Raw genomic sequence first — 24826 nt, 5'->3', positions numbered from 1 at the left:
GTCTCTCCACAGTGACGCGACGGATGTGAAACGCCGTCGCGACAGGGGGCTCTGGGATCTGGGGGGATCTGCTTGCTCACGTCTGTCTTCATCTCTGCCGTCTCACTGGCCTTGTTCTGGATGGCGGCGTTCACCCTGTGGTGGCAGATGCACGCGTGGCGTACGCCCGAAGTGCTTGCCTCCACCCGGTTCGGCAGCCCGGACGGCGACGAACACGTCTCCTTCTCGCTGCTGCTTCCGGCACGGCACGAACAAGCCGTGCTGGACCACACCATCCAGCGGCTGCTGGAGTCCAGCCACACCGACTTCGAGATCATCGTCATCGTGGGTCACGACGACCCCGAGACCACGGCGGTGGCCGAGAGTGCCGCCGAACGCGATCCGCGCGTCCGTGTCGTCGTCGACTCCCATGAGAAGAAGAACAAACCGAAGGCCATGAACACGGCGCTGCCGCACTGCCGCGGCGATGTCGTCGGGGTCTTCGACGCCGAGGACCAGGTCCATCCCGAGCTGCTCGCCCATGTCGACCACGCCTTCCGGACCACGGACGCCGACGTCGTGCAGGGCGGGGTGCAGCTCATCAACTTCCACTCCAGCTGGTACAGCCTGCGCAACTGCCTGGAGTACTTCTTCTGGTTCCGCTCCCGGCTCCATCTGCATGCGCAGAAAGGATTCATCCCGCTGGGTGGCAACACCGTCTTCGTGCGGACGCACACCCTCAGGGAGGCCGGCGGCTGGGACCCCGACTGCCTGGCCGAGGACTGCGATCTCGGTGTCCGCCTCTCCAGCGTCGGCAAGAAGGTCGTCGTCGCCTACGACTCCGACATGGTGACCCGGGAGGAGACCCCGGGCTCGCTGATGTCCCTGCTCAAGCAGCGCACCCGCTGGAACCAGGGCTTCCTCCAGGTCTACCGGAAGAAGGACTGGAAGCAACTTCCGGGCCTCGGGCAGCGGTTGCTGGCCCGCTACACCCTCATGACACCCTTCCTGCAGGCGTTCTCCGGGGTCGTCATCCCGCTCAACGTGGCGGTCGCGCTCTTCCTCGACGTGCCCGTCGGGATCGCCTTCGTCACCTTCCTGCCGGCCGTGACGGCACTCGTCACCTTCGTCTTCGAGCTCGTCGGCCTGCACGACTTCGGCAAGCAGTACGGGCTGCGCGTCCGCCTCGTCCACTACCTCAAGCTCGTCGCGGGCGGCCCGTTCTACCAGGTCCTCCTCGCGGGAGCCGCGATGCGCGCCGTCTGGCGTGAACAACGCGGCCGGAACGACTGGGAGTTGACCTCACATGTCGGTGCGCATCTGACCGCGGCCACTCCCGGACCCGCAGCCGGACCCGCTTCCACTCCCGCAGTGATCCGAGAGGACGTTCCTGCGTGACCTCAACCCTTCCCGCGGTGACCACCGGCACGGTCCCCGCGCAGCGCCAGCCTGTGCCTGACACGCGTTCGACCGGCCGAACAGTCTCGCCGAAGCGGCTGCGCCGGTCCCGTCCCGACCTGATCCTGTGCGGCGTGCTGCTGGTGGCGATCCTCGTCGTGCAGGGCTGGAACATCGCCGACTACCCCACCCTCAGCGACGACGAGGGCACCTACCTCGCCCAGGCCTGGGCCGTCCAGGAGGGCAGGGGCCTCGCCCACTACACCTACTGGTACGACCACCCGCCCCTCGGCTGGATCCAGCTCGCCCTGCTGACCTGGATCCCCAAACTGATCAGCCCCGACTCGATGACCGTCGGCGCGATGCGCGCCACGATGCTCGTCGTCAGCGCGGTCAGCGCCGTCCTCGTCCACGTCCTCGGGCGGCGGCTGTCGCTGCCCCGCTGGGCGGCCGGGCTCGGCATGGTCCTGTTCGGGCTCTCCCCGCTCTCGGTCGTCCTCCAGCGGGAGATCTTCCTCGACAACCTCGCGGTGATGTGGACCCTGCTCGCGTTCACCCTGGCCGCCTCGCCGAGCCGCCACCTCTGGCACCACTTCGGGGCGGGCGTCGCCGCCGCGACGGCCGTGCTCACCAAGGAGACGATGCTCTTCGTCCTCCCGGCGGTCTTCGTCACCATGTGGCGGCACAGCCACCGCGACACCCGTAAGTTCGCCCTCACCGGCGCGGTCACCGCCTGTGGGCTGATCGGCCTCGCGTATCCCCTCTTCGCCCTGCTCAAGGGCGAGTTGCTGCCGGGCGGCGGCCATGTCTCCCTCTGGGACGGCATCGCCTACCAGATGACCAGACCCGGGTCGGGCTTCATCCTCGACCAGGGCTCGGGGTCCCACGGAGCGCTCCAATCCTGGCTCTACTACGACCGGGTGCTGATCCTCGGCGGCCTCGCGGGCGCGCTGCTGCTCCTGCTCACCTGGCGCTGGTCGGTCACCGCCCGCGCCCTCGCCGGACCGTCGCTGGCCGTGGCGATCCTCGCGGCGGTCGCGATGCGGCCCAGCGGCTACCTGCCCGCCATGTACGTCATCCAGGCGCTGCCGTTCCTCGCGCTCGTCCTCGCCGGCGGCACGGCGAGCATCGCCCACGCCGTCCTGCGCAGACGACGCGGGCCCGACGAGGCACGGTGGCGGACCGGCGGCCGCTACGCCCTCGCGGCCGTCCTCGCCCTGGCGGCGGGAGCGTACGTCGTCCCGCGCTGGTACGACGGCGACCGCACCGCCGTCACCGCCGACGCCAACGCCCCCTACCGGGCCGCCTCCAGGTGGCTGTCCACGGAGGTCGAGGACCCGGCCGACACCCGCGTCCTGGTCGACGACGCGCTCTGGCTGGACCTGGTGCACGCCGGCTACCGGCCGGGACTCGGAGCCATCTGGTTCTACAAGGCCGACCTCGACCCGGCCGTCACCAAGACCCTGCCGAACGGCTGGCGGGACATCGACTACGTCGTCGCCTCGCCGACCGTCCGGCGGGACGCGAGCGACCTGCCGCAGGTCGGGGCGGCCCTCGAACACTCGACGCCGGTGGCCACCTTCGGCTCCGGTGAGGACCGGATCGAGATCCGGCGGATCCAGACCGACTCCGGAGGCGTCCGATGAGCCACGACTACACCGAGTACAGCGCCCCCGTCCCCGATCTGAGCGCCGCCGAGCTCGCCGAGCCCGGCGCGGTCACCATCGTCGTACCGACCTTCAACGAGTCGGCGAACATCCGCCAACTGCTGCACCGGATCACCGAGTCGGTGCCGTCCCGGCTGCCCTGCGAGGTCGTCTTCGTCGACGACTCCACCGACGACACCCCCGAGGTCATCCGGGACGCGGCGCGCGACTGCCCCTTCCCGGTGACCGTGCTGCACCGGGAGGAACCGGTCGGCGGGCTCGGCGGCGCGGTCGTCGAGGGGATGAAGGCGGCCGGGTCGGACTGGATCGTCGTCATGGACGGCGACTGCCAGCATCCCCCGTCCCTGGTCCCGGAGCTGGTGGCCACGGGGGAGCGGTCGAACGCCGGGCTCGTCGTCGCCTCCCGGTACATCAAGGGCGGCAGCCGCGCCGGGCTGGCGGGCAGCTACCGGGTGGCCGTCTCACGCGGGGCGACCTGGCTCACCAAGTCGCTGTTCCCGCGCAGGCTGCGCGGCATCAGCGACCCGATGAGCGGGTTCTTCGCGATCCGGCGCAGCGCGGTCACCGCCGACGTCCTCAAGCCGCTCGGCTACAAGATCCTCCTCGAACTCGCCGTCCGCAGCCGTCCGCGCTCGGTCGGCGAGGTCCCGTTCGTCTTCGAGGAGCGGTTCGCGGGCGAGTCCAAGTCGAGCGCACGGGAGGGCTTTCGCTTCCTGCGTCACCTGGTCGGGCTGCGCACCGCCTCGCCGGTCGCCCGCATGGTCGGCTTCGGGCTGATCGGGGCGACCGGGTTCCTGCCCAACCTGCTGGGACTGTGGGCCCTCACCGTCGCCGGACTGCACTACGTGCCGGCCGAGATCCTCGCCAACCAGCTCGGCGTCGCCTGGAACTTCGTCCTCATCGAGCATCTGCTGTTCCGCGACCGCCGGGCCCATCGCCGCTGGTGGGACAGGGCCGGCCGGTTCGCGCTGCTCGCCAACGCCGACCTGGTGCTGCGCATCCCGCTGATCGCGCTGTTCGTGCACCGGTTCGGCATGGGCGCGCTGTCCGCGACCGCGCTGGCCCTGGTGACGACGTTCGTCGTGCGCTTCGCCGGCACCGAAGCGCTGGTCTACCTCCCCCGCAGAGGGCCGCGGGGAAGCCGCACCGCAAGGAGAGCCGTGTGAACAGACGCCGTAGACGGGTCGCGATGCTCGCGGTGACGGGCCTCACCGGAGGCCTGTTGCTGGCCGGGCCGCAGCCCGCGTCCGCCGCCAACCTCGTTCAGAACGCCGGTTTCGAGACGTCCGGTACGGACGGCATGCCGGCCTGCTGGGAGAAGTCCGGCTGGGGCGACAACGACTTCGCCTTCGCGCACACCTCGGACGCGCACACCGGCGCCAAGGCGATGAAGGTGACGCTGACCCGCCGGGTCGACGGCGACCGCAAGGCGCTGATCACCGAGTCGGCGGCGTGCGCGCCCGCGGTGACCGTCGGCAAGCAGTACGACCTGTCGCTCTGGTACAAGTCGACGACGCCCGACACCTCCGTCACCCTCTTCCGGCACGACGCGACGGCGGGCTGGCAGTACTGGACGGACCTCAAGACGCTGGACATGGCGTCCGCGTACACCCGGGCCACCGTCCGCACCCCCGCGGTGCCGGCCGGCACCGACCGCATCACCTGGGGCGTCTCCGTCTACGGGACCGGCTCGGTGACCACCGACGACTACACGATGGACCAGGTCCCGGACGTCCTCCCGCCCGCGACCTGCACCGGCACCGCCGACCAGTGCGCCAACGGCAGGTGGGACGTGCTCCCCACACAGAACCCGGTGCGCTCCATGCACTCCGTCGTCCTCAACAACGGCAAGGTGCTGCTCATCGCCGGCTCCGGCAACAGCGAGCAGCAGTTCGACGCGGGCACGTTCACGTCGGCGGTGTACGACCCGGCGACCGGCAGCTACAAGGTCGTCCCCACGCCGAAGGACATGTTCTGCGCCGGGCACGTGCAGCTCCAGGACGGGCGCGTCCTCGTGATGAGCGGCAACAAGGCCTATCCGGTGGTGGGCGGGCACGGCTACGAGGGGTTCAAGGAGTCGTACGTCTTCGATCCCGTCACCGAGACGTACAGCAGGACCAACGACATGAACGACGGCCACTGGTATCCGTCGGCCACCGTCATGGGCAACGGCGACGTGCTGTCCTTCGGCGGGCTGCGCGAGGACTCGACCGGATCGGTGACGGCCGAGCTGTTCTCGCAGGCCGAGCAGCGGTGGCAGCCGCTGTGGAAGGTCAACCAGACCTGGTCGTACTGGGGCCTGTACCCGTCGATGATCCTCATGCAGGACGGCCGCCTCTTCTACTCGGGCAGCCACGTCTTCGGCAACAACATCCCCGGCACGGGTGCGGCGGTCTACGACTACGACGCCAACACGGTCACCCAGATCCCCGGCCTCCAGAACAAGGACCAGCGCGACCAGTCGGCGAGCGTGCTGCTGCCTCCGGCGCAGGACCAGCGGGTCCTCACCCTCGGCGGCGGCAACATCGACTCCAACCCGGACGGCAACCGGCTCACCGACATCATCGACCTGAAGGCCGCGAACCCGTCGTACGTCGCCGGACCGCCGCTCCCCCAGGGCACCGTCGACCTCGGCAACGGGCCCGTGCCCGAGACCGGCGCCCAGGGCAAGATGTACGTGTCCGCCGTGCTGCTGCCCGACGGCAAGGTGCTGGAGACCGGCGGCGCGCTGCACAACCGGGCCGACCCGGTCTTCGAGTCGTCGCTCTACGACCCCGGCACGAACACCTTCGATCCCGTCGCCGCCGACCCGCAGGCCCGCGGCTACCACTCCTCCTCGTTCCTGCTGCCCGACGGCCGGGTGATGTCCACCGGCGACAACCCGGGCAACGGCACCTGGAACCACAACGTGTCGATCTACACCCCGCCCTACCTGCTCAAGGGCACCCGGCCGACGATCACGTCGGTCATCGACACGGAGTGGACGTACGGCGACACCCAGCGCGTCACGGTGGACCGGCCCATCGCCAAGGCGGAGCTGATCCGCCCGGCGGCGGTGACCCACTCCTCCGACCCGAACCAGCGCTTCGTGGACCTCCCGCTGTCGGTCGACGGCAACAACGTCGACCTCAATGTGACGAGCAACCCCGATCTGGCGCCGCCCGGCTGGTACATGCTCTTCGCGGTGGACGCGAACGGGGTGCCGTCGGTGGCGAAGTGGGTGCACCTCCAGGGCCCGGCCGCGCTGAGCGCCGACTCCGCGTCGACGTTCTCGGTGTCCTCCGGCACCGAGGCCGCACCGCACGTCCACTCCTTCGCCGACGATCTGACCGGCAAGGTCACCGGCCCCGGCAGGAAGCGGACCTCGCAAGCGGTCGGCCCGACCGTCTCCGGCTGCGACCGGCACTACGGCTCGATCAACGTGTGCGTGCCGACGGCGTTCCCGGCGACGGTGAAGAAGACGACGGCCGCCCGCTGCTCCTGGCTCAGGGCCAACGACTACGGCCGGCTGAAGGTCAACGGCGAGGACGACCCGCTGAGGCTCGACCCCGACCGCGACGGCCTCGCCTGCGGAAAGGGCGATCTGCGCAAGAACTAGGGCCTCAGCCCGTGAACTCCGCCAGGGCGCGTTCCACGATGGCCACCAGCTGCTCGTGGTGCGCGCCCTTCCAGTACGCGCGCCCGCAGGACAGGCACTGCGCGAACACGTCGTACGACTGCCGCGTGCCGTGCCGCAGCTGGTCGGCCACCTCCTCCTTGGTGGCCTTGCGCAGCATTCCGTTGCAGGCGGTGCACCTCGTCCAGGGAAGCAGTTCGGGCGCGAACCGGTCGAGGACGTCGCGGAGCTGCTCCTCGGGGTCGGTGCTGTAGACGTACGCGCCCGCCCACAGCTCGCGCCGCCGCAGCAGGCCCCGGTCCCGGCTGAGCATGACGCGCTGTTCGGCCGCCGAGCGGGTGGCGAGCGCCGGGTCGCCGATGTCGGTCGACTCGTACGCCGTGTCCACGCCGAGCAGGCGCAGCCGGCGGGCCAGGGTGCCGAGGTGGACGTCGAGGAGGAAGCGCAGCGGCGCTCCCGGGATCCGCTGCGGGCGGGCCACCGGGCGGACGGTCACCGACTCGCCGGCGGCCGGGATGTGCGAGACCGGTACCGCACGGCCGTCGACGAGCAGGGTGCCGACCTCCGTGAGGGGCACCCCGAGCGACTCGACGACATGGCCGAGGGTGGCGACGCCGTCGACGGCGAGCGCGGTGGGTCCCGCGCGCCGCGTGGGCGGGACGAACAGGGCCAGCTCCGGGGCGACTTCGACGCGGATCTCGAGTGCGTTCACCTGGTCAGGATGGCACGGGGGAGGGGCGGGGGCTCAGCGGTTTTCCTTGCTCAGGCCGTGTTCCAGCACCTCCAGCGTGCGGTCCAGGAGGGCGCCGAAGTCGTCCTCGTGGCCGTGCTCGCCCCAGTACAGGGCGGTCTCCATCAGGCCGCCGAGCAGGGACATCGTGTAGACGCGGACCTCCAGGCTGTCGGGGTCGCGGCCGGTGCGCTCGCCGATCGCGACGCAGAGCATGCGGCCGACGACCGACATGCTCTCCATCATCCGCGAGCGCACCGCCGGGACCTGGACCATCAGATGGGTGCGCATCCGGGCCACTTCCGGGTCCTCGTCGAAGCCCCGGCGGGCGCCCTCCCGCATCACGTACCGCATGGTGTCCGCCAGCGGCTCGTCGGCGGGCCGGGACCGCAGTTCCGCAAGCAGGATCGGGTCCTGCTCATCGGTGAGGATGATGTCTTCCTTGGTCGGGAAGTAGCGGAAGACGGTCGACGGCGACACCTCGGCGCGCTCGGCGATCTGGTCGATCGTCGTGGCGTCGTACCCCTGTTCCCCGACCAGCGCGTAGGTGGCGGTGCGGATCGCCTCGCGGGTCTTGATCTTCTTGCGCTCCCGGAGACCCGGCTGGGGTGGGGAGTGGTCGGCGGGAGAGCTGATGCGTGCGGCCGTCATGGGCTCATTGTCGGGCATCGGCCGTGGGGGTGACCAAGTCGGGACCGGCGTCCTCGGCTGCGGAGACCTCAGTTCCGGAGACCTCGGTTCCGGAGTCCTCGGCTCCCGCGTCCACGGTTCCCGCGTCCACGACATCGATCTCCTCCACCTCGTCCACGCGTGCGGTTCCCGGCAGGAACGCGGCCGCCAGCAGCGCGGAGGCCAGGGCGGCGATGCCGCACACCAGCATCACCAGGCTCATGCCGTGGACGTAGGCGGAGTTCGCGGAGGCGGCGAGATCGGTCAGGTTCGCCTTCTCGGCGATCACATGGGCCGCGACCACCGACTCCCCGGCGGTGTCGGCGACCCCGGCGGGCAGACCGGTGACGTCGAGACGGTCGCGGAAGGTGCTCGCGAGCAGGCTGCCGAGCAGCGCGATGCCGATGGCGGCGCCGACCTGGCGCAGGGTCATCAGCAGGCCGGATCCGCTGCCGGCGCGGTCGGTGGGCAGGGTGCCCAGGGCGCCGGCCATGGCGGGCACGATCGAGAAGCCGAACCCGAACCCGACGATCGACAGCCACAGCGCGGTGAAGCCGTACCCGGAGTCGATCGTCGTACGGCTGCCCAGCAGCATGGCGAACGCCAGCACCACCAGGCCCGCGCTCACCACCGCCCGCGCCCCGAACCGGACCACGACGGGCTGCGCGGCCCGCGAGGCGACGATCAGACCGCCCATCATCGGCAGCAGTCGCACACCGGTGCCGAGGGCGTCGTTGCCGAGGACGGCCTGGAGGTACTGCGGCAGGACGAACAGCAGGCCGGACAGCACGAACATGAGGAGGGTCGCCGCGAGCGTGTTGAACAGGAACCCGCGGTGGGCGAGCAGCCCCATGTCGAGCATGGGCCGCTCGACCCGGCGTTCGCGCAGGACCAACGCGGTGATCAGCACGACGGCCGTGGCGTCCATCGCGAGGACCAGCGGGTCGCCCCAGCCCCGGGTGGGCGCCTCGATGATCGCGTAGATGAGCGCGCCGAGGCCGGCCGCGGTGAGCGCGGTGGAGAGGGCGTCGACCTTGGGGGAGGCCGGGTCGCGGGTCTCCGGCAGCAGGAAGACGCAGGCGGCGATGCCGATGGCGGCCATCGGGATGTTGATGAGGAAGACCGAGCCCCACCAGAAGTGGTTGAGCAGCCAGCCGCCGATGATCGGCCCGAGCGGCAGGCCCAGCGTCGAGCCGGCCGAGACGATGCCGACGGCCTTGGTGCGCTCTTCGGGCGCGAACAGCGAGGGCAGCACCGACAGCGCGAGCGGCGTGACCAGCGCGGCCCCGACACCCATCACGGCGCGGGCGGCGATCACCGCGTTCACGTCCCCGGCCAGGGTGCCGACCAGTGAGCCGGCGAGGAAGATCCCCAGCCCGGTGATCAGCATGTTCCGTCGGCCGAAGCGGTCGCCCAGCAGGCCGGCCGGGAGCATCAGGGCCGCGAAGACGACGACGTAGGCGTCCGCCATCCACTGCTGCTGACCGGTGCTGGCGCCGAGCTGCTCCGCCATCGTCGGGAGCGCCACATTGAGGATCGTCGTGTCGAAGCCGAGCGTGAGCATGCTCGCGACCAGGGCCCCCAGGGCCCACCAGCGGCGTGGGTCGGACCCCACCGCGGCAGAGTTCGTGACAGTAGCCATGAAATGAGAGTAGCTCTCAAAAGATGGTGTGTGTCAATCGTCAGGCTCCCCCGGCATGCGAACCGGTGCATGAGCCGGTACACAAAAAAGGGCCACGGCTTGGGAGTCGTGGCCGGAAGAAGGCGGAAAAGTGAGGTTATCCGTGCTGGTACGCGACCAGGGAGATGCCGACGTAGTGCACGACGAAGGCGGCGAGGGTCAGGGAGTGGAAGACCTCGTGGAAGCCGAACCAGCGCGGTGACGGGTTGGGGCGCTTGATGCCGTAGATCACGCCGCCCGCGCTGTAGAGGAGCCCGCCGACGATGACCAGGACCATCACGGCGATGCCGCCCGCGCGCATGAAGTCGGGCAGGAAGAAGACGGCCGCCCAGCCCATCGCGATGTAGCAGGGGGTGTAGAGCCAGCGCGGGGCGCCGACCCAGAAGACCCGGAAGGCGATGCCCGCGACCGCCGCGGCCCAGATGCTCCACAGCAGCCACTGCCCCTTCGACTCCGGCAGGAGCAGCAGGGTGAGCGGCGTGTAGGTGCCCGCGATGATCAGGAAGATGTTCGCGTGGTCGAGTCTGCGCAGGATGCCGTCCATGCGGGCGTTCCAGTCGCCCCGGTGGTAGAGCGCGCTCACGCCGAACAGCAGGCATGCGGTGAGGGCGTAGATGCCGCAGGCGATGCGGCCGCGGGTGGAGTCGGCGAGGGCGGTGAGCACGAGGCCCGCGATGAGGGCGGCCGGAAACATTCCGAGATGCAGCCAGCCGCGGAGCTTGGGCTTGACCGGATGCGGCAGGGAGAGCGCGACGGGACCAAGGCCGGCGGCCGGCGTGTCCGTTGGCGCGTCGGGGACGGGCGCAGTCATGCGCCGAATCGTACCTACGGAACCGTAAGTTGCGGATCAGCCCGGCGTGCCGAAGGGCGAAGAGTGGCCAGCATCTCACGGGGGCCGGGCCGGGCCGGGTCAAAGGGCTGTCGCCTGAACGTCATGTGGACGCAAAACGTCGCGTCTACACGTGGCCATCCTCACTCCGCTCACCTGTGAGGCCCTATGGACATATGGGCGGTAGCATCGGATGATCAAATGAGTGCGGTCGACACCGGATGAGCGCCAAGGTCATCATCCGAAGCATCCGGGTCGCAGCCCCCACGGGGCCTCCAAACAAAAAATCCCTCATTTAGGAGCAATCGTGGCGCGCGACATCGCGGCTCCCCCCGTCATCCCCACCCACCACCAGGAACTCGTCTCCTGGGTGAACGAGATCGCCGAACTGACGCAGCCGGACAACGTGGTCTGGTGTGACGGATCCGAGGCCGAGTACGAGCGACTGTGCGACGAGCTCGTCGAGAAGGGCACCTTCAAGAGGCTCGACCCGGTCCAGCGCCCGAACTCCTACTACGCAGCCTCCGACCCCACCGATGTCGCCCGCGTCGAGGACCGCACCTTCATCTGCTCCGAGCAGGAGAAGGACGCCGGCCCCACCAACCACTGGAAGGCGCCCGCCGAGATGCGGGAGATCTTCTCGGGGGAGAAGGGGCTGTTCCGCGGCTCCATGCGCGGCCGCACCATGTACGTCGTCCCCTTCTGCATGGGCCCGCTGGGCTCCGACCTCTCCGCGATCGGCGTCGAGATCACCGACTCCGCCTACGTCGCCGTGTCCATGCGCACCATGACCCGCATGGGACAGCCGGTGCTGGACGAACTCGGCACCGACGGGTTCTTCGTGCGTGCCGTGCACACGCTCGGAGCGCCGCTGGCCGAGGGCGAGGCGGACGTCCCGTGGCCCTGCAACAGCACCAAGTACATCTCGCACTTCCCCGAGAGCCGCGAGATCTGGTCCTACGGCTCCGGCTACGGCGGCAACGCCCTGCTCGGCAAGAAGTGCTACGCCCTGCGCATCGCGTCCGTCATGGCCCGCGACGAGGGCTGGCTCGCCGAGCACATGCTGATCCTCAAACTGACCCCGCCGCAGGGCGAGTCGAAGTACGTCGCCGCCGCGTTCCCGAGCGCCTGCGGCAAGACCAACCTCGCCATGCTGGAGCCCACCGTCTCCGGCTGGACCGTCGAGACCATCGGCGACGACATCGCCTGGATGCGCTTCGGCGAGGACGGCCGCCTGTACGCCATCAACCCCGAGGCCGGCTTCTTCGGCGTGGCGCCCGGCACCGGTGAGCACACCAACGCCAACGCGATGAAGACGCTCTGGGGCAACTCGGTCTTCACCAACGTCGCCCTCACCGACGACAACGACATCTGGTGGGAGGGCATGACGGAGGAGACTCCCGCCCACCTCACCGACTGGAAGGGCAACGACTGGACGCCGGAGTCCGGCACCCCCGCCGCCCACCCCAACGCCCGCTTCACCGTCCCCGCCGCCCAGTGCCCGATCATCGCGCCCGAGTGGGAGGACCCCAGGGGCGTGCCGATCTCGGCGATCCTCTTCGGCGGCCGACGCGCCTCCGCGGTCCCGCTGGTGACGGAGTCCTTCGACTGGAACCACGGCGTCTTCCTCGGCGCCAACGTGGCCTCCGAGAAGACCGCCGCCGCCGAGGGCAAGGTCGGCGAGCTGCGCCGCGACCCCTTCGCCATGCTGCCGTTCTGCGGCTACAACATGGGCGACTACATGGGGCACTGGGTCGACGTCGCCAAGGGCAAGGACCAGGCGAAGCTCCCGAAGATCTACTACGTCAACTGGTTCCGCAAGAACGAGGCGGGCAAGTTCGTCTGGCCCGGCTTCGGCGAGAACAGCCGCGTCCTGAAGTGGATCGTGGAGCGCCTGGACGGCAAGGCCGAGGGCGTCGAGACCCCGATCGGCATCCTGCCGACCAAGGACGCCCTCGACACCAAGGGCCTCGACCTGGCCGACTCCGACCTGGAGTTCCTCCTCACCGTGGACAAGGAGGTCTGGCGCGAGGAGGCCGCCCTGGTCCCCGAGCACCTCAACACCTTCGGCGACCACACCCCGAAGGAACTGTGGGACGAGTACCGCGCGCTGGTGCAGCGCCTGGGCTGACGCCCACCGAAAGACTCCGCGGCCGGCATGGATGAGCCCTGACCAGTGATCGTCACGGCCGGCCGCGGTGCGATGCGGCGAGGCCGCGTACAACGGCGTACGCGGCTCTGGGTCTGTCGTCTGCTCCCCGTCCGCCCCGACGGGGTGCAGATGACAGACCTTCGCTTTTGTGGTTCACGGGTTCACGGGTGCGGGCTGGTGCGGGCTCGTCGTGGCCGGTCGCGCAGTTCCCCGCACCCCTGGACTACGGCGAGCGGTCTTCCAAGTAGCGGGTGTGGGTTTCCTGGCGTCTGGCCTCGGTCTCCCGCAGCCCCGCCGCCAGCCGCTCCGCCTCGTCCTGGAGCAGGGCCAGCTGGCGTTCCAGATGCCGTTCCGGTGGTTCCTGGCCGGGCGTCATCCGCGTCCACCAGCGGGTCCGTACGAAGCTGTCGACGGCCTCGGGCAGGTCCTGCCGTACGGCCCGGGAGAGGGCGTGGACGCCCTCCGGGTCCTGGGCGAGGACCTCGGCGACCCAGCCGGACTCCAGCAGCGCGGCCAGCAGGCCGGTGAGTTCGGTGAGCCGCCCGGCGGCGGCCGGGGGCAGGTCGATCTCCGCGAGATACCCGCCGAGCCGCTCGAAGTCGTCGCGCAACGCGTCCAGCTGGGCCGAGGGATCCGGGAAGTCGGGCAGCGGCGGCCGCTCCGGCGGGGCGATCAGCGCGCCCGCGCCGTACAGACCGACCACCACGACGGGCCAGTACGCGCCCGCCGCTCCCATGAAGGTCAGGACCAGTCCGGCCAGCCCGGCCGCGCTGCCCGCGATGTTCTTGCGGGACTCCAGGTACCCGACGAACCTACTGGTAGCCACGGATCTCCTCGAAGGCGCCGTCCAGCGAGCCGTGCCGCGCGTCGAAGAGCCGGCCGCCGGTCAACTCGGCGATGTGCTCCAGTTCCGCGCGGTCGGAGTCGCCGAACAGGATGGGGAAGACGGGGATCCGTTTCCCCGCCGGGGTGAGGTCGTCCCGGTAGAAGGCGTCGAAGTCGTCGGCGTCGTCGCCCTTGGTGTTCTCGCCGTCCGTCATCAGCACGATGGACGTGAAGGCGTCCCGGTCGGTGCCCAGGTGGTCGTAGGCCTTCTCCAGCGAGGTGTAGATCGCGGTCTCGCCGTCGGCCGTGAGCTTTTTGGTGTCCTGGCGGATCGCGGCCAGTCCGGTCTGCGGGTCGGCGGGACTGACGACATGCGTGGCGACGCTCTTCACGTCCGACCCGAACGGCATCAGCGTCACCTCCTCGCGGTCGCGGAAGTCACCGGTGAGGTCGGCGAGGGCGTCCTTCAGCCGGCTCAGCCGGTCGCCCTCCATCGAGCCGGAGGTGTCGAGGACGTACACGGTCCGCGACGGGCGGCGCAGCTCGTTCTCGTAGGCGTCGAGCAGTCCGTCGGCGACGGATCGGCTGCCGGGGAAGGGCAGTTCGCGCCGGCGGGTGGTGTCGAGGCCGGCCGCGGGCGGTACCGAGGCGACGACCGGGCGGCGGTGCGTCCGGGTGGTGATCAGCCGCTGGACGGCATCCGTGCGCAGGGCTTCGGCGACCCGCTTGACGTTCGCGCGGGTCGTCGCGTCGGTCGCGGCGAGGGAGGAGAGCGGGTAGTCGGCGGTGACGACGCCGTCCGTGGGGCGGATCACGGTCAGCCCGGGGATGCCCTTCAGCACGGACTCGTAGTTGAGCAGCGCGTCGACGTCACCGCGCCGGGTGTACGCGCTCGCCAGCCAGCCCGACGACCCCGAGGTCAGCTGCTGCCCCTTGAAGAACTCCTTCAGCTTCGGCGTCGCCTTCGTGACGTCCGCGTCGGTGAGCGCCGACTGGGCTCCCGAGAGCGCCGAGGCGACCGAGATCAGCGTGGCGAAGCCGGAGTTGGAGCGGGCCGGGTCGGTCATGCCGTAGGTGAGTCTCCCGCTCCGGACCGCCTGCTCGATCTGCGTCCAGGTGACCTGGTCGGCCTTCCAGCCGAGGGTGGCGAGCGTGCCGGTCCTCACGCCCAGGGCCACCGGGCTCGACATGATCGGCGTCTCCGAGACGACCTTCTTCGCCGCGTCGGGGCGCAGCCGCAGATAGTCGTCGGAGGACAGCCACAGGGCGTCGTACTTCCCGTCGGTGCCGCCCTTCGCCAGCAGGTTCACGGCGTCCAGGGTGCCCATGTAGGTCGGCCGGACCTTGACGCCGGTGTCCTTGCGGACCTGCTCGAGCACCGGCGCCATGTCGCTCAGCTCGCTGGAGGCGAGGATCCGCAGGGTGCCCGGCTCGGGCGCGTCGGGGTCCGCGGCGTCGCTCTGCGCCGAGCAGGCGGTCAGCAGCAGGGCGAGGGCCGTCAGGGCGAGGAGGGGACGTCTCATGCGAGCCCGCCTTCCAGGGCGCCCCGCGAGCGGCTGCGGTCCAGATAGGTGCTCGCCTGCTGGAGCTCGGCCGTCAGGTTCTCCACGGTCACCGCCATCGCCTCGGTCGCCTGCACCTTGTAGGTGTCGATGGCGTCGAGGGTGCGGTAGATCTGCTGGAAGGCGGCGCGCAGGGTCTCGGCGCCGACCGCCGGGTCGGCGGCGATGCGCTGGATCTCCCCGCTCTGCGTCGCCAGCATCTCCGCGTTGCCCCGGATCAGTTCCTCGGTGGTGCCGCGCAGCGCGTCGACCTGCTCGATGACCTTCTTCTGGTGGTCCAGCGCGGAGGCCAGCATCACGGAGATGCGCAGGGCCGACACCGTGGTCGTGGCGGCCCGGTCGACGCCCTTGATCAGCTCGTCGTTGTTGCGGCGCACCACGTCCATGGCGAGGTATCCCTGCGCGCAGACCGCGAGCTGGGTGAGCAGGTCCTGGTGTTTCTGCCGGACCGGGAAGAGGACGTCGGCGCGCAGGCTGTCGGCCCGTTCGGGCTCGGTGGCCTCGGCGTCGGCGACGCGCTGCCCGACCGCCGCGTCCAGGGCGTCGGTCAGGACCACGTACTCCTGGAGCTTGCCCATCGTCTCCCACAGCCGGACGCGTTCGGTCTGCAACGCGGCGTTGTCGCGCCGCAGTTCGTCTTGGCCGCCGCGCAGCGAGCCCACGATCCGGTTGAGCGTGCCCTGCGCGGAGGCGTACTTGGCGACGTGGTCGCGCAGTTTGTTGCCGCCGGGCAGCCGGGAGAGGAGCCTGCGCCCCTTGGAGGCCGGCAGATCACGCGGGTCCAGGTCCTCGACCACCCGCCGGAGTTCGACGAGCGAACCCGCGACCTGCGACTGGGCGTCCCCGCCCTTGTCCGGCAGGCTCCGGATGGTCCGCTCCAGCATGCGGTTGGACTGCGCGGCGGCCGTGCGCATCTCACCGGCGCCGAGCGCGGTGATCTCGCCGACCTTGCCGGCGAACTCGGGCGAGCGGGCGTCCAGCGCGGCGAGGCCTTCGACGTACGCGGCGGCCTTCGTGGCCATGTCCGTGCGGACCGAGTCGTCGACGGGCACGAGCCCGCCGGCCTTCTCGCGCGGCACGGCGGCGACGGCCTCGGGCGGCGTGAGGGTGAAGGTGGAGGTGGAGGTGTCATCGGACATGTGCTGTGTTCCCCCTATCCGCGCGCCCGTCGCGCCAGCTCGTGCAGCACCGTGGAGGTGGGCACGGGCGCCTGGCGGACGCCGGTCAGTTCCTGCTTGAGGTAGGTGGTGGCCGAGGCGAACTCGGCGGCGACGCCCTGCGGCCGGAACCCGTGCCGGATCTCCAGCCTGCGCAACTGCGGGTCGGCCGCCAGGAGCCCGGCGAGAGCGCTGCCGTTCTCGGTGAGCGGTACGGCGGTGTGGTCGCTGTTGACGGTGGTGTCCGGGTAGAGCACCACCAGGTCGTCCGGCTGCTGCCGGTCCGCCAGGAGCGAGGCGACCTGCGACTCGTAGACGAGGACGAGCGGGTTGCCGGCGCCGCTGACGAAGTCCCGGAAGGCCGCGTCCGTGCTGGACTGCTGGGCGCCCTGGACGCTGACCAGCTTGTGCAGGAGGGGCGCCGTGCGCTCGATCTCCGCGTCGCTCGCGACCACCTTGCCGCCGTTGGCCACGTAGGACGCGGCGGCCAGGTAGAGGGCGCCCGAGCTGGAGGTCTCCGGGTCGGTGCTGGACAGATAGAGGGTGCCGGTCAACTCCCCGTACTTCTCGGCGCCCTTGAGCTGCTGCCAGGTCCGGTCGGCGCGGGCCGCGTCGAGGTAGGCGGCCATCTTCAAGGTGCCGCGGTGTTCGGCGTCCAGCGTGGCCAGGCCGTTGCCCGCGAGCACCCCGGCGGCGTTCTTGTGCGCCACGACGACGAGGGGCGAGTAGAAGGGGCGCGGGAGGGTCCCCCGCACCTTGTACTTCGCGGCCAGCTCGGTGGCGGGCGCCTGGCTGGAGGGGAAGGCGAGGTCGTACCCCTCGAGGTCGAGCCCCTCCATGGCCCAGGACCCGGAGGTCTCGGCCTCGACGGTGTAGCCCTTGGCGGCGAGGGCCTTCACCACGTCCGGATCAGCGAAGAACTCCGCCTTCTCCGACCCGATCACCATGCGCACGGTCTTCGTTGCCGTGCCCTTGTCCTCATCACTGCGGCCCGCGACGACGGCGACCACCACACCCGTCATCAGCAGTACCGCGAGGACGATTCCTGCGATTCGTCTCACATGCGGAGCGTGCTCGCGGAACCCCACGTTCCCGGGTGGTCCGGGTGAACGGGGGGTGAAGGGGGTGCCCCGGAACGCAACAGGAAGGGGAGGTTCCCCTTGCCGGGTGACGACCGGTCAGTCCGTGCGGTCGCCGGCCTTGCCGTAGCGCCGAAAGTCGTCGGTCTCCACGGTCCAGGGGCCGAAGGGGACCTTGTCGCCGTAGATGTAGGACTCGGTGTGGCGGTAGCGCCCCCGGCTCGGGTCGGAGTGCACCTCGATGGTGCCCTTGCGGGGGCCAACGATCATGAAACAAGGGATGCCCATGGCCGGATAGTCGGCGAGCTTCTCGATCAGGTCGTGGTTTGGGGCGGACGGCGGGAGGATCTCGACGACCGCCAGTACGTGCGTGGAGTCGACGGCGAGGCCCTCCTCGTCGAGCACCGCCTCGGGGATGACGACGGCATCGGGGCGGCGCATGCGGGCGATCGCGGGGCGTTCGATCAGGGGGCCGTTCGCACAGACATGGCCGGGGTGTGTGGTGGGCAGCTGGGCATCGAGTTGCTCGCGGATGCGATGGAGCGTGCCCTGATGACGATTCGACGGGCGCCTCATGGCCAGTACCGGACCGGAGGGGCCGATCTCCGCGCGCCAGGTTCCTTCGAGTGCCTCGGCGAAGGCCTCGAGCTCCTCGGCGATCGCGCGCATCTTCACGTACCCCATGCCCATTTCCTCAGAGTACGGAGAAAGATGGCGCCCGGTCCGCGCGTCGCTGCGGGTGCACGCGGACCGGGGCCGTTCATGGTCCCCGGAGGGAAGCCCCGGCCAGGGGTGGGGCCGGGGAGGGGGTTCACCGGGAGGGTGGCCCCGGTGAACCGGGTTCAGCCGGCGGTGCTCAGTTCCTTGTTCTCCACCAGGGCGGCGGCGTGCGCGTCCATGCGCTGGGCCGCCAGGATGGCCGCCGCGGTGTCCGCGCGGGACGCGGCGACGAGGAGGGCGCGGCCCGCCAGGGCGTGCGCCCGCTCGTGCAGGACCGCGGGGCCCGGGTCCGCCGGGCCGGCGGCGAGGGTGGAGCGGACCGGCGTCCGTCCTCCTCGCAACCGGGTCACCTGCTGCGCGAGCCGTGTGGCCGCGGAGTCCAGGTCGGCGGACGGCGCCGCCGCGCGCAGCTCGTCGGTGACGGCGAGCAGCGCCGCGAGATGAGCTGCGAGCTGGATGTCCAGCTCCTCCTCGCGGGAGCGATGGGGGAAGTCCGAGGGCGTGCCGGCCATCGTGGTGTGGACAGACCCACGGGATGAAGGCTTGCGGATCGGTTCGTACATGAGGATGGCCTCCTGTGCTGTCAGGAAACCATCCTAGCTTGGATTTCGTCTAAAGTTGAGCCGCCCATGAAACCGCCGCGGTCACTAGGGCTGGCTGTAGCCGTCCAGGAAGCGGGCGATCCGGCCCACCGCGTCCCGCAGGTCCGTCGCGGTCGGCAGCGTGACGACCCGGAAGTGGTCCGGCTCCGGCCAGTTGAAGCCGGTGCCCTGGACGACCATGATCTTCTCCTGGCGCAGCAGGTCCAGGACCATCTGCCGGTCGTCCTTGATCTTGAAGACGGTGGGGTCCAGGCGCGGGAACAGATACAGCGCCCCCTTCGGGCGGACGCACGTCACGCCCGGGATCTGCGTCAGCAGCTCGTACGCCGTGTCCACCTGCTCCTTGAGCCGCCCGCCCGGCAGCACCAGGTCCTGGATCGTCTGGCGCCCGCTGAGCGCGGCCACGACACCGTGCTGCCCCGGCATGTTCGCGCACAGGCGCATGTTCGCCAGGATCGTCAGACCCTCGATGTAGGAGTCGGCGTGCGCGCGCGGACCGGAGATCGCCATCCAGCCCACCCGGTAGCCGGCCACCCGGTACGCCTTCGACATGCCGTTGAAGGTGAGGGTGAGCAGGTCCGGGGCGACCTTGGCGGTCGGGGTGTGCGTGGCGCCGTCGTAGAGGATCTTGTCGTAGATCTCGTCCGAGCAGACCAGGAGGTTGTGGCGGCGCGCGATGTCCGTCAGTCCCCGGATCATCGCCTCGTCGTACACCGCGCCCGTCGGGTTGTTCGGGTTGATGATGACGATCGCCTTGGTGCGGTCGGTGACCTTGCGCTCGACGTCCGCGAGGTCGGGCATCCAGTCCGACTGCTCGTCGCACCGGTAGTGCACGGCGGTGCCGCCGGAGAGGGAGACGGCGGCGGTCCACAGCGGGTAGTCCGGGGCCGGGACCAGGACCTCGTCACCGTCGTCCAGCAGGCCCTGCATCGCCATGACGATCAGCTCGGACACGCCGTTGCCGATGAAGACGTGCTCGACGTCCGTCTCGATGCCGAGTGTCTGGTTGTGCATCACGACGGCCCTGCGCGCGGCCAGCAGACCCTTCGCGTCGCCGTAGCCGTGTGCCGTCGAGACGTTGCGGAGGATGTCCTCGAGGATCTCCGGCGGGCAGTCGAAGCCGAAGGCGGCCGGGTTGCCGGTGTTCAGCTTGAGGATGCGGTGACCAGCCGCTTCCAGGCGCATCGCCTCCTCGAGAACCGGGCCCCGGATCTCGTAACAGACGTTGGCGAGCTTGGTCGACTGGATCACCTGCATGTCTGGGAGCTTACGGCCCGGTAACGCTTCCGGGGGCGTGTTTCCCGCCACGTGAGACGGGCGGTTTGGGTCGTTATCGGCGGTAGCTGTCCCAGGAGTCACTCCTGTCCCTACAATCCGCGGCATGTTCAGGCCAGGTGAGAGTGGCGTACCTCCGGTGCGGCCGATCGTGTACCACCCGTACGCCGAGACCGATCCGGCCCCGTACGAGCGGTACGCCGATCCGGCGGCCGCCCATGGGTGGGAGAACGCGTACGACGAGACGGCCGAGCTGCCTCGGGTCCGTTCTGCGGAGAGGGAGTCGGTGCCCGAGCCGGGCGGCCGGGCGGACCGTCGGCGTGCCGCGCGCCGGCCGGGCGGCCGCTACTCGCGCCGCGTGAAGGTCGCCGCCGGGGGCGGTCGGGGCGGTGGCGCTGGCCGCGGTGGTGGCGGGGATGTCCCTCTCCGGGGATCCGGGCGGGGATCCGGCCGGGGACCAGCGGGGTGAGCAGGGGGGGCACGCGTTCGGCGTCGGACGACGCGGTGAGCCCGTCGGACGTGCCGGCTTCGGCGGCGAGCGGCTCCGCCGGATCGGTGGAGCCGACCCCGTCCGCTTCGGTCGCTCCGGTGCCGTCCTCGGGGGTCACGGCGTCCGAGGCGCCCTCCGTCGGGTCGTCGGCCGGCGCCGCCACGAGCCAGGCGCCGACTGCCGCGGTCTCCGCCTCGGCGTCCGGGTCCGCGAAGGGCAACCCCGGGAAGGGTCGGGGCCGGGACAAGGGGGGCAGGTAGGCCGGGGCGCACCCCGGAAGCGAGGTCCCGGCGGCTGAAAAGCGACCCTTGTCCTCCCCTCTCCCTGCGCTAACAATGCGCATGACAAAAGCTACGGGCGGCCGGAAGATCTCCGGTCGCCTTGTCGTAAGAGGGGACCCCCACATGAGAAAGCCTCTCGTTGCCGTGCTCTTCGCCCTGGCCATCGCCGGGGCGGGCGCGGCACCCGCGGTCGCCGCGCCGGTGAGCGCGAAGCCCGCGACGGCCTCCGCGGCCTCGGCTTCCGCGGCCTCCGCGGTCACGGCGGGCACCAAGGCCGCCGCCGCGCCGACGCTCCAGGCCGTCAACCTCGCCGGGACCGTCGCGCTCAGCAACTGTTCCGGCTCGGTCGTCCGCTTCCCCAACTCCCTGGACACCGACCCGGCGCTGGTGCTCTCCAACGGCCACTGCCTGTCGACCGGCTTCCCGGAGCCGGGCGAGGTGCTCGTCAACCAGGCCTCCAGCCGTACCTTCGGCCTGCTCAACTCGGCCGGCACCCGGGTCGCGACCCTGCGCGCCAGCAAGCTGGCCTACGGGACGATGACCGACACGGACATCTCGATCTACCAGCTCACCAGCACGTACGCCACGATCAAGAACTCGTACGGGATCTCCGCGCTGACGGTGCAGAACACCCACCCGACCGCGGGCACCGCCATCACCGTGGCCTCCGGGTACTGGAAGACGCTCTACAACTGCAACATCGACGGCTTCGTGTACCGCCTGAAGGAGGGGGACTGGACCTGGAAGGACTCGGTCCGTTACACCTCCGCCTGCCAGACCATCGGCGGCACCTCCGGCTCGCCGGTGATCGACCAGTCCACCGGCAAGGTCGTCGCCGTCAACAACACCGGCAACGAGGACGGCGCGCGCTGCACCGAGAACAACCCCTGTGAGGTCGACGCGAGCGGCACCGTCACCGTCCGCCAGGGCATCAACTACGCCCAGGAGACCTACATCATCCCGGCCTGCTTCACGACCGGCAACCAGCTCAACCTGAGCGCCACCGCCTGCACCCTGCCCAAGCCGTAGGGCTCGGACCACCGGGAGGCGTTCCGTCACATGGGACTGCGACGGACCGCCCGCCCCGCCAGTACGTCCGTGCGCCGGCCGTTCTCGATGACGAAGCGGCCGTCGATCAGGACGTGCGGGATGCCGGTGGGCAGGGTGCGCGGGGCTTCGTAGGTGGAGCCCGCCGCCACCGTGTGCGGGTCGAAGAGCACCAGGTCGGCGCGGTGGCCCTCGCGAACCAGGCCCCGGTCCGGCAGGCGCAGGCGGGCCGCCGGACGGCCGGTCAGGTGGGCGACGCACTCCTCCAGGGACAGGATTCCCGACTCCCGTACGTAGTGGCCGAGGTAGCGCGGGAACGTGCCGTACGCCCGCGGATGCGGCTTGGCGCCGGTCAGGACGCCGTCCGAGCCGCCCGTGTGGACGCGGTGGCGCATGATCGTGCGGACGTTCTCCTCGTGGCCGACGTGCTGGAGGATCGTGGGGGCCAGCCGGTCCTCGAGGAGGAGGCGGCGGGCCGTCGTCCAGGGCTCCTCGCCGCGCAGCAGCGCCGAGGCGTGGACCGTGCGGCCCACGTGGTCCGCCAGCCGCTCGTCGCCCACGCCCGAGATCTCGATCGTGTCCCAGTCCACCGGCACCCCGTGGCAGCCGTCCGCGCCGGTCACCTCCAGGTCGTGGCGGATGCGGGCGGCCGTGCCGTCGTCCGCGAGACGGCGCAGGATCTCCGCCGGGCCGCCCTCGCTCGCCCAGCTGGGCAGCAGGGCCGCGAGCGTCGTGCAGCCGGGGGTGTAGGGGTAGGTGTCGAGGGTGATGTCGGCGCCCGAGTCGAGCGCTTCGTCCAGGAGGGTCAGGAGCTCCGGGGCGCGGCCCTCGTTCACGCCGAAGTTCATGGTGGCGTGGGCGAGGTGCAGCGGGCAGCCCGCCTCGCGGGTCAGCTCGACCATCTCCGCGTACGCCTGGAGCGCGCCGGCCCCGTAACTGCGGTGGTGGGGGCAGTAGTAGCCGCCGTAGCGGGCCACCACCCGGCACAGTTCGGTCAGTTCGGCGCCTCGCGCGTACATGCCGGGCGTGTAGGTCAGCCCGGAGGAGAGGCCGACGGCGCCCTGTTCCAGCCCCTCCGCGACCAGCCGGCGCATCCGGTCCAGCTCCCGGTCGGTGGCCGGGCGGTCCTCCCAGCCGACGACGAGGGCACGGACCGTTCCCTGGGGGACGAGGTAGGCCGCGTTGACGGCGATGCCCCGGCCGTCGAAGCCGTGGTCCAGGCGGTCCAGGTACTCGCCGACCGAACGCCAGTCGAAGTCGAGGTCCTCGCCGTAGCCGTTCCAGCCGGTGATGGCCCGGCGGACCCCTTCGAGGGTGCGGTCGTCGACCGGGGCGTACGACAGCCCGTCCTGGCCGAGGACCTCCAGGGTGACGCCCTGCGCGGCCTTCGCGCTGTGGTCGGGGTCCCGCAGCAGGGCGAGGTCGCTGTGGGCGTGCATGTCGATGAAGCCGGGGGAGAGGACCAGCCCCTCCGCGTCCAGTTCCCGTACCGCCTTCGGGCGCTGGCAGCCGGCGGCCGCCGCCTCCTTCACGATGGAGACGATCCTGCCGTCGTCGATCAGCACGTCCGCGCGGTAGGAGTCCGCGCCGGTGCCGTCGACGACGTCCGCGTCCCGGATGACGAGGTCTTCCACGTTCCGACTCCCTAGAAGAATGTGCGGATGTAGTCGACGACGGTGCCGTCCGCCTCGGCCAGCGGGATCAGCGGCCACTTGTCGAAGGACGTGCAGGGGTGGGAGAGGCCCAGGCCGACCCAGTCGCCGACCTCGACGTCTGCCTCGGCGGTGGTGCGCAGCCAGGCGTGCTGGTCGGAGAGCGCGGTCACCGAGACGCCGGTGGCGGGGCGTTCCGTGCCGTCGCGGCGGATCACCTGGGCGAACGGCAGGTCCAGGTCGTAGGCCGCGTCCCGCTTGCCCGCGTTGACGAACGCCTGGTCGGGGGCGGGGCGGGAGACCACCTGGGTCCACAGGCGGAACGCGGGCTCCAGCGCGCCCTCCTCGGGAACCCGGTTGAACGGCGTGAGCTCGCGGTAGTGGCCGTCGTCGTGCGAGACGTACGCGCCGGAGCGCAGCAGCTTCAGCACCGGCTGGGAGAGTGCGGGGATCCGGGCGAAGACCTCGGCGACCGTGTCGAACCAGGCGCTGCCGCCCGCGCTGACGACGATCTCCTCGACGCCCGCGAACCGTCCCGCCTCGTCGAAGTCTACGGCGAGGGCGACCAGGCGGCGCAGCCAGGCCCGCACCCGCTCCGGGTCGGCCCGCGGGACCTCGCCCTCGTAGCCCGCGACCCCGACCAGCCGCAGGGTCGGCGCGGCGGCCACCGCGTCCGCGACCGCCGCGCACTCCGTCTCCGTACGGACGCCGGTGCGGGCGCCCTCGCCGGCGGCCAGTTCGACGACGACGTCCAGGGGGCGTCGCGCGCCGCGCAGCGCGGTGTCCATCAGCTCGACGCCGCGCACCGAGTCGACGTAGCAGACGAGGCGGAACCCGGGGTCGGCGTCGAGCTGCGCGGAGATCCAGCGCAGGGCGGCCGGGTCCACCAGTTCGTTGGCGAGGAAGACCCGCTGGACGCCGTACGCACGGGCCACCCGCACCTGATGCGGGACCGCGAGGGTGATGCCCCAGGCGCCGCGGTCGAGCTGGCGTCGGAAGAGCTGCGGGGCCATGGAGGTCTTGCCGTGCGGGGCGAAGGCGAGACCGTGGCGGGTCGCGTAGGTCTCCATGAGGGCGAGGTTGTGTTCGAGGCGCTCGGCCGAGAGGGCGAGTACGGGGGTCGCGAAGCCGTCGGTGAAGAGGTTGCGGCGCTGGGCGGCCAGCTCGCCGACGGTGAGGCCGTCGGCGTCCGGCGGGAGGCCCTTGAAGCGGTGGTCGACGCGTTCCTCGGCCAGTCGGGCGAGCGCCTCGAGTGCCTCGGTACTCATGGAACCTCCTGATCAGGAGCGTTGCACAAGCTGCAACGTCCATTGCGTATATCGCTTACCGCTGTCTAACATCTCGGCCAACGCGGGGTCAACGGAGCCTCCCCCAGCCTTCGGCCGGGGGGACCGCCATCTCGCTTCGCCCGCACG

Annotated in this window: 19 protein-coding genes; 6 read left to right on the top strand and 13 right to left on the bottom strand. The window is 70.8% G+C overall.

Going from position 1 to position 24826, the window contains the following annotated elements; all coding sequences use genetic code 11:
• The first annotated feature begins 72 nt into the window (after positions 1-72).
• Genes ACIRPU_RS29005 through ACIRPU_RS28990 form a run of 4 tightly spaced genes read left to right on the top strand, consistent with a single transcriptional unit; the run spans position 73 to position 6642 of the window.
• Positions 73-1377 carry a glycosyltransferase gene (locus ACIRPU_RS29005; protein ID WP_403872380.1) on the top strand — a complete coding sequence of 435 codons (1305 nt, stop codon included), beginning with the start codon at positions 73-75 and terminating at the stop codon, positions 1375-1377.
• Positions 1374-3023 (top strand): phospholipid carrier-dependent glycosyltransferase, encoded by a 1650-nt coding sequence (locus ACIRPU_RS29000; RefSeq protein WP_403872378.1) that lies wholly within the window; start codon positions 1374-1376, stop codon positions 3021-3023. The genes ACIRPU_RS29005 and ACIRPU_RS29000 overlap by 4 nt, the downstream gene beginning before the upstream one ends.
• Positions 3020-4210 (top strand): glycosyltransferase family 2 protein, encoded by a 1191-nt coding sequence (locus ACIRPU_RS28995; RefSeq protein WP_355706639.1) that lies wholly within the window; start codon positions 3020-3022, stop codon positions 4208-4210. The genes ACIRPU_RS29000 and ACIRPU_RS28995 overlap by 4 nt, the downstream gene beginning before the upstream one ends.
• A 23-nt stretch (positions 4211-4233) precedes the next feature.
• Positions 4234-6642: a galactose oxidase-like domain-containing protein gene (locus tag ACIRPU_RS28990; RefSeq protein WP_403872439.1), complete on the top strand. Its 2409-nt coding sequence runs from the start codon at positions 4234-4236 to the stop codon at positions 6640-6642.
• Between the two features lie 4 nt (positions 6643-6646).
• On the opposite strand, the gene ACIRPU_RS28985 is transcribed toward ACIRPU_RS28990, so the two are convergent.
• The 4 genes from ACIRPU_RS28985 to ACIRPU_RS28970 form a co-directional block, all read right to left on the bottom strand.
• Positions 6647-7372: a Mut7-C RNAse domain-containing protein gene (locus ACIRPU_RS28985; RefSeq protein WP_403872375.1), complete on the bottom strand. Its 726-nt coding sequence runs from the start codon at positions 7370-7372 to the stop codon at positions 6647-6649.
• Positions 7373-7405: 33 nt separating this feature from the next.
• Positions 7406-8041, bottom strand: a complete 636-nt coding sequence (locus ACIRPU_RS28980; protein ID WP_355706641.1) for a TetR family transcriptional regulator — start codon at positions 8039-8041, stop codon at positions 7406-7408.
• A gap of 4 nt (positions 8042-8045) precedes the next feature.
• Positions 8046-9701: a DHA2 family efflux MFS transporter permease subunit gene (locus ACIRPU_RS28975; protein WP_403872373.1), complete on the bottom strand. Its 1656-nt coding sequence runs from the start codon at positions 9699-9701 to the stop codon at positions 8046-8048.
• A gap of 136 nt (positions 9702-9837) precedes the next feature.
• Positions 9838-10551, bottom strand: a complete 714-nt coding sequence (locus tag ACIRPU_RS28970; protein WP_355706643.1) for a hemolysin III family protein — start codon at positions 10549-10551, stop codon at positions 9838-9840.
• Positions 10552-10876: 325 nt separating this feature from the next.
• Between ACIRPU_RS28970 and ACIRPU_RS28965 the strand changes: the two genes are divergently transcribed.
• Positions 10877-12700, top strand: a complete 1824-nt coding sequence (locus ACIRPU_RS28965; protein WP_403872371.1) for a phosphoenolpyruvate carboxykinase (GTP) — start codon at positions 10877-10879, stop codon at positions 12698-12700.
• A gap of 244 nt (positions 12701-12944) precedes the next feature.
• On the opposite strand, the gene ACIRPU_RS28960 is transcribed toward ACIRPU_RS28965, so the two are convergent.
• The 7 genes from ACIRPU_RS28960 to ACIRPU_RS28930 form a co-directional block, all read right to left on the bottom strand.
• Entirely contained in the window at positions 12945-13547 is a 603-nt protein-coding gene (locus ACIRPU_RS28960; RefSeq protein ID WP_403872369.1) for a hypothetical protein, read from the bottom strand.
• Positions 13534-15069, bottom strand: a complete 1536-nt coding sequence (locus tag ACIRPU_RS28955; RefSeq protein ID WP_403872367.1) for a substrate-binding domain-containing protein — start codon at positions 15067-15069, stop codon at positions 13534-13536. The genes ACIRPU_RS28960 and ACIRPU_RS28955 overlap by 14 nt, the downstream gene beginning before the upstream one ends.
• Positions 15066-16247, bottom strand: coding sequence for a toxic anion resistance protein (locus ACIRPU_RS28950; RefSeq protein WP_403872365.1), 1182 nt, complete (start codon positions 16245-16247; stop codon positions 15066-15068). Before ACIRPU_RS28950 ends, ACIRPU_RS28955 begins: the two co-directional genes overlap by 4 nt.
• A gap of 14 nt (positions 16248-16261) precedes the next feature.
• On the bottom strand, positions 16262-17326 hold the full coding sequence (locus ACIRPU_RS28945) for a substrate-binding domain-containing protein (protein ID WP_403872363.1): 1065 nt from the start codon (positions 17324-17326) through the stop codon (positions 16262-16264).
• Between the two features lie 117 nt (positions 17327-17443).
• Positions 17444-18028 carry a Uma2 family endonuclease gene (locus tag ACIRPU_RS28940; RefSeq protein ID WP_403872361.1) on the bottom strand — a complete coding sequence of 195 codons (585 nt, stop codon included), beginning with the start codon at positions 18026-18028 and terminating at the stop codon, positions 17444-17446.
• A gap of 158 nt (positions 18029-18186) precedes the next feature.
• A complete protein-coding gene (locus ACIRPU_RS28935) occupies positions 18187-18627 on the bottom strand; it encodes a hypothetical protein (RefSeq protein ID WP_403872359.1) in 441 nt (146 codons plus the stop codon).
• 84 nt (positions 18628-18711) lie between these two features.
• Complete coding sequence (locus tag ACIRPU_RS28930; RefSeq protein ID WP_062640747.1) at positions 18712-19923, bottom strand: pyridoxal phosphate-dependent aminotransferase; 1212 nt, start codon at positions 19921-19923, stop codon at positions 18712-18714.
• A 912-nt stretch (positions 19924-20835) separates the two neighbouring features.
• Here ACIRPU_RS28930 and ACIRPU_RS28925 point away from each other — a divergent pair.
• On the top strand, positions 20836-21741 hold the full coding sequence (locus ACIRPU_RS28925) for a serine protease (RefSeq protein WP_355706651.1): 906 nt from the start codon (positions 20836-20838) through the stop codon (positions 21739-21741).
• Between the two features lie 26 nt (positions 21742-21767).
• On the opposite strand, the gene ACIRPU_RS28920 is transcribed toward ACIRPU_RS28925, so the two are convergent.
• On the bottom strand, positions 21768-23393 hold the full coding sequence (locus ACIRPU_RS28920; protein ID WP_403872356.1) for an amidohydrolase family protein: 1626 nt from the start codon (positions 23391-23393) through the stop codon (positions 21768-21770).
• Positions 23394-23404: 11 nt separating this feature from the next.
• Positions 23405-24679 (bottom strand): amino acid deaminase, encoded by a 1275-nt coding sequence (locus ACIRPU_RS28915; RefSeq protein WP_403872354.1) that lies wholly within the window; start codon positions 24677-24679, stop codon positions 23405-23407.
• Positions 24680-24826: the final 147 nt, after the last annotated feature.

This window comes from Streptomyces sp. NPDC102259, assembly GCF_044766465.1.
Taxonomy (GTDB): domain Bacteria; phylum Actinomycetota; class Actinomycetes; order Streptomycetales; family Streptomycetaceae; genus Streptomyces.
This window is presented reverse-complemented; position numbering and strand designations above follow the sequence as displayed.

Coding starts and splice junctions, on each gene's coding strand:
- ACIRPU_RS28980 (WP_355706641.1), bottom strand. CDS start 8,041: ATGACGGCCGCACGCATCAGCTCTCCCGCCGACCACTCCCCACCCCAG.
- ACIRPU_RS28950 (WP_403872365.1), bottom strand. CDS start 16,247: ATGTCCGATGACACCTCCACCTCCACCTTCACCCTCACGCCGCCCGAG.
- ACIRPU_RS28930 (WP_062640747.1), bottom strand. CDS start 19,923: ATGCAGGTGATCCAGTCGACCAAGCTCGCCAACGTCTGTTACGAGATC.
- ACIRPU_RS28955 (WP_403872367.1), bottom strand. CDS start 15,069: ATGAGACGTCCCCTCCTCGCCCTGACGGCCCTCGCCCTGCTGCTGACC.
- ACIRPU_RS28940 (WP_403872361.1), bottom strand. CDS start 18,028: ATGGGGTACGTGAAGATGCGCGCGATCGCCGAGGAGCTCGAGGCCTTC.
- ACIRPU_RS28925 (WP_355706651.1), top strand. CDS start 20,836: ATGAGAAAGCCTCTCGTTGCCGTGCTCTTCGCCCTGGCCATCGCCGGG.
- ACIRPU_RS28970 (WP_355706643.1), bottom strand. CDS start 10,551: ATGACTGCGCCCGTCCCCGACGCGCCAACGGACACGCCGGCCGCCGGC.
- ACIRPU_RS28975 (WP_403872373.1), bottom strand. CDS start 9,701: ATGGCTACTGTCACGAACTCTGCCGCGGTGGGGTCCGACCCACGCCGC.
- ACIRPU_RS28990 (WP_403872439.1), top strand. CDS start 4,234: ATGCTCGCGGTGACGGGCCTCACCGGAGGCCTGTTGCTGGCCGGGCCG.
- ACIRPU_RS28935 (WP_403872359.1), bottom strand. CDS start 18,627: ATGTACGAACCGATCCGCAAGCCTTCATCCCGTGGGTCTGTCCACACC.
- ACIRPU_RS28995 (WP_355706639.1), top strand. CDS start 3,020: ATGAGCCACGACTACACCGAGTACAGCGCCCCCGTCCCCGATCTGAGC.
- ACIRPU_RS28915 (WP_403872354.1), bottom strand. CDS start 24,679: ATGAGTACCGAGGCACTCGAGGCGCTCGCCCGACTGGCCGAGGAACGC.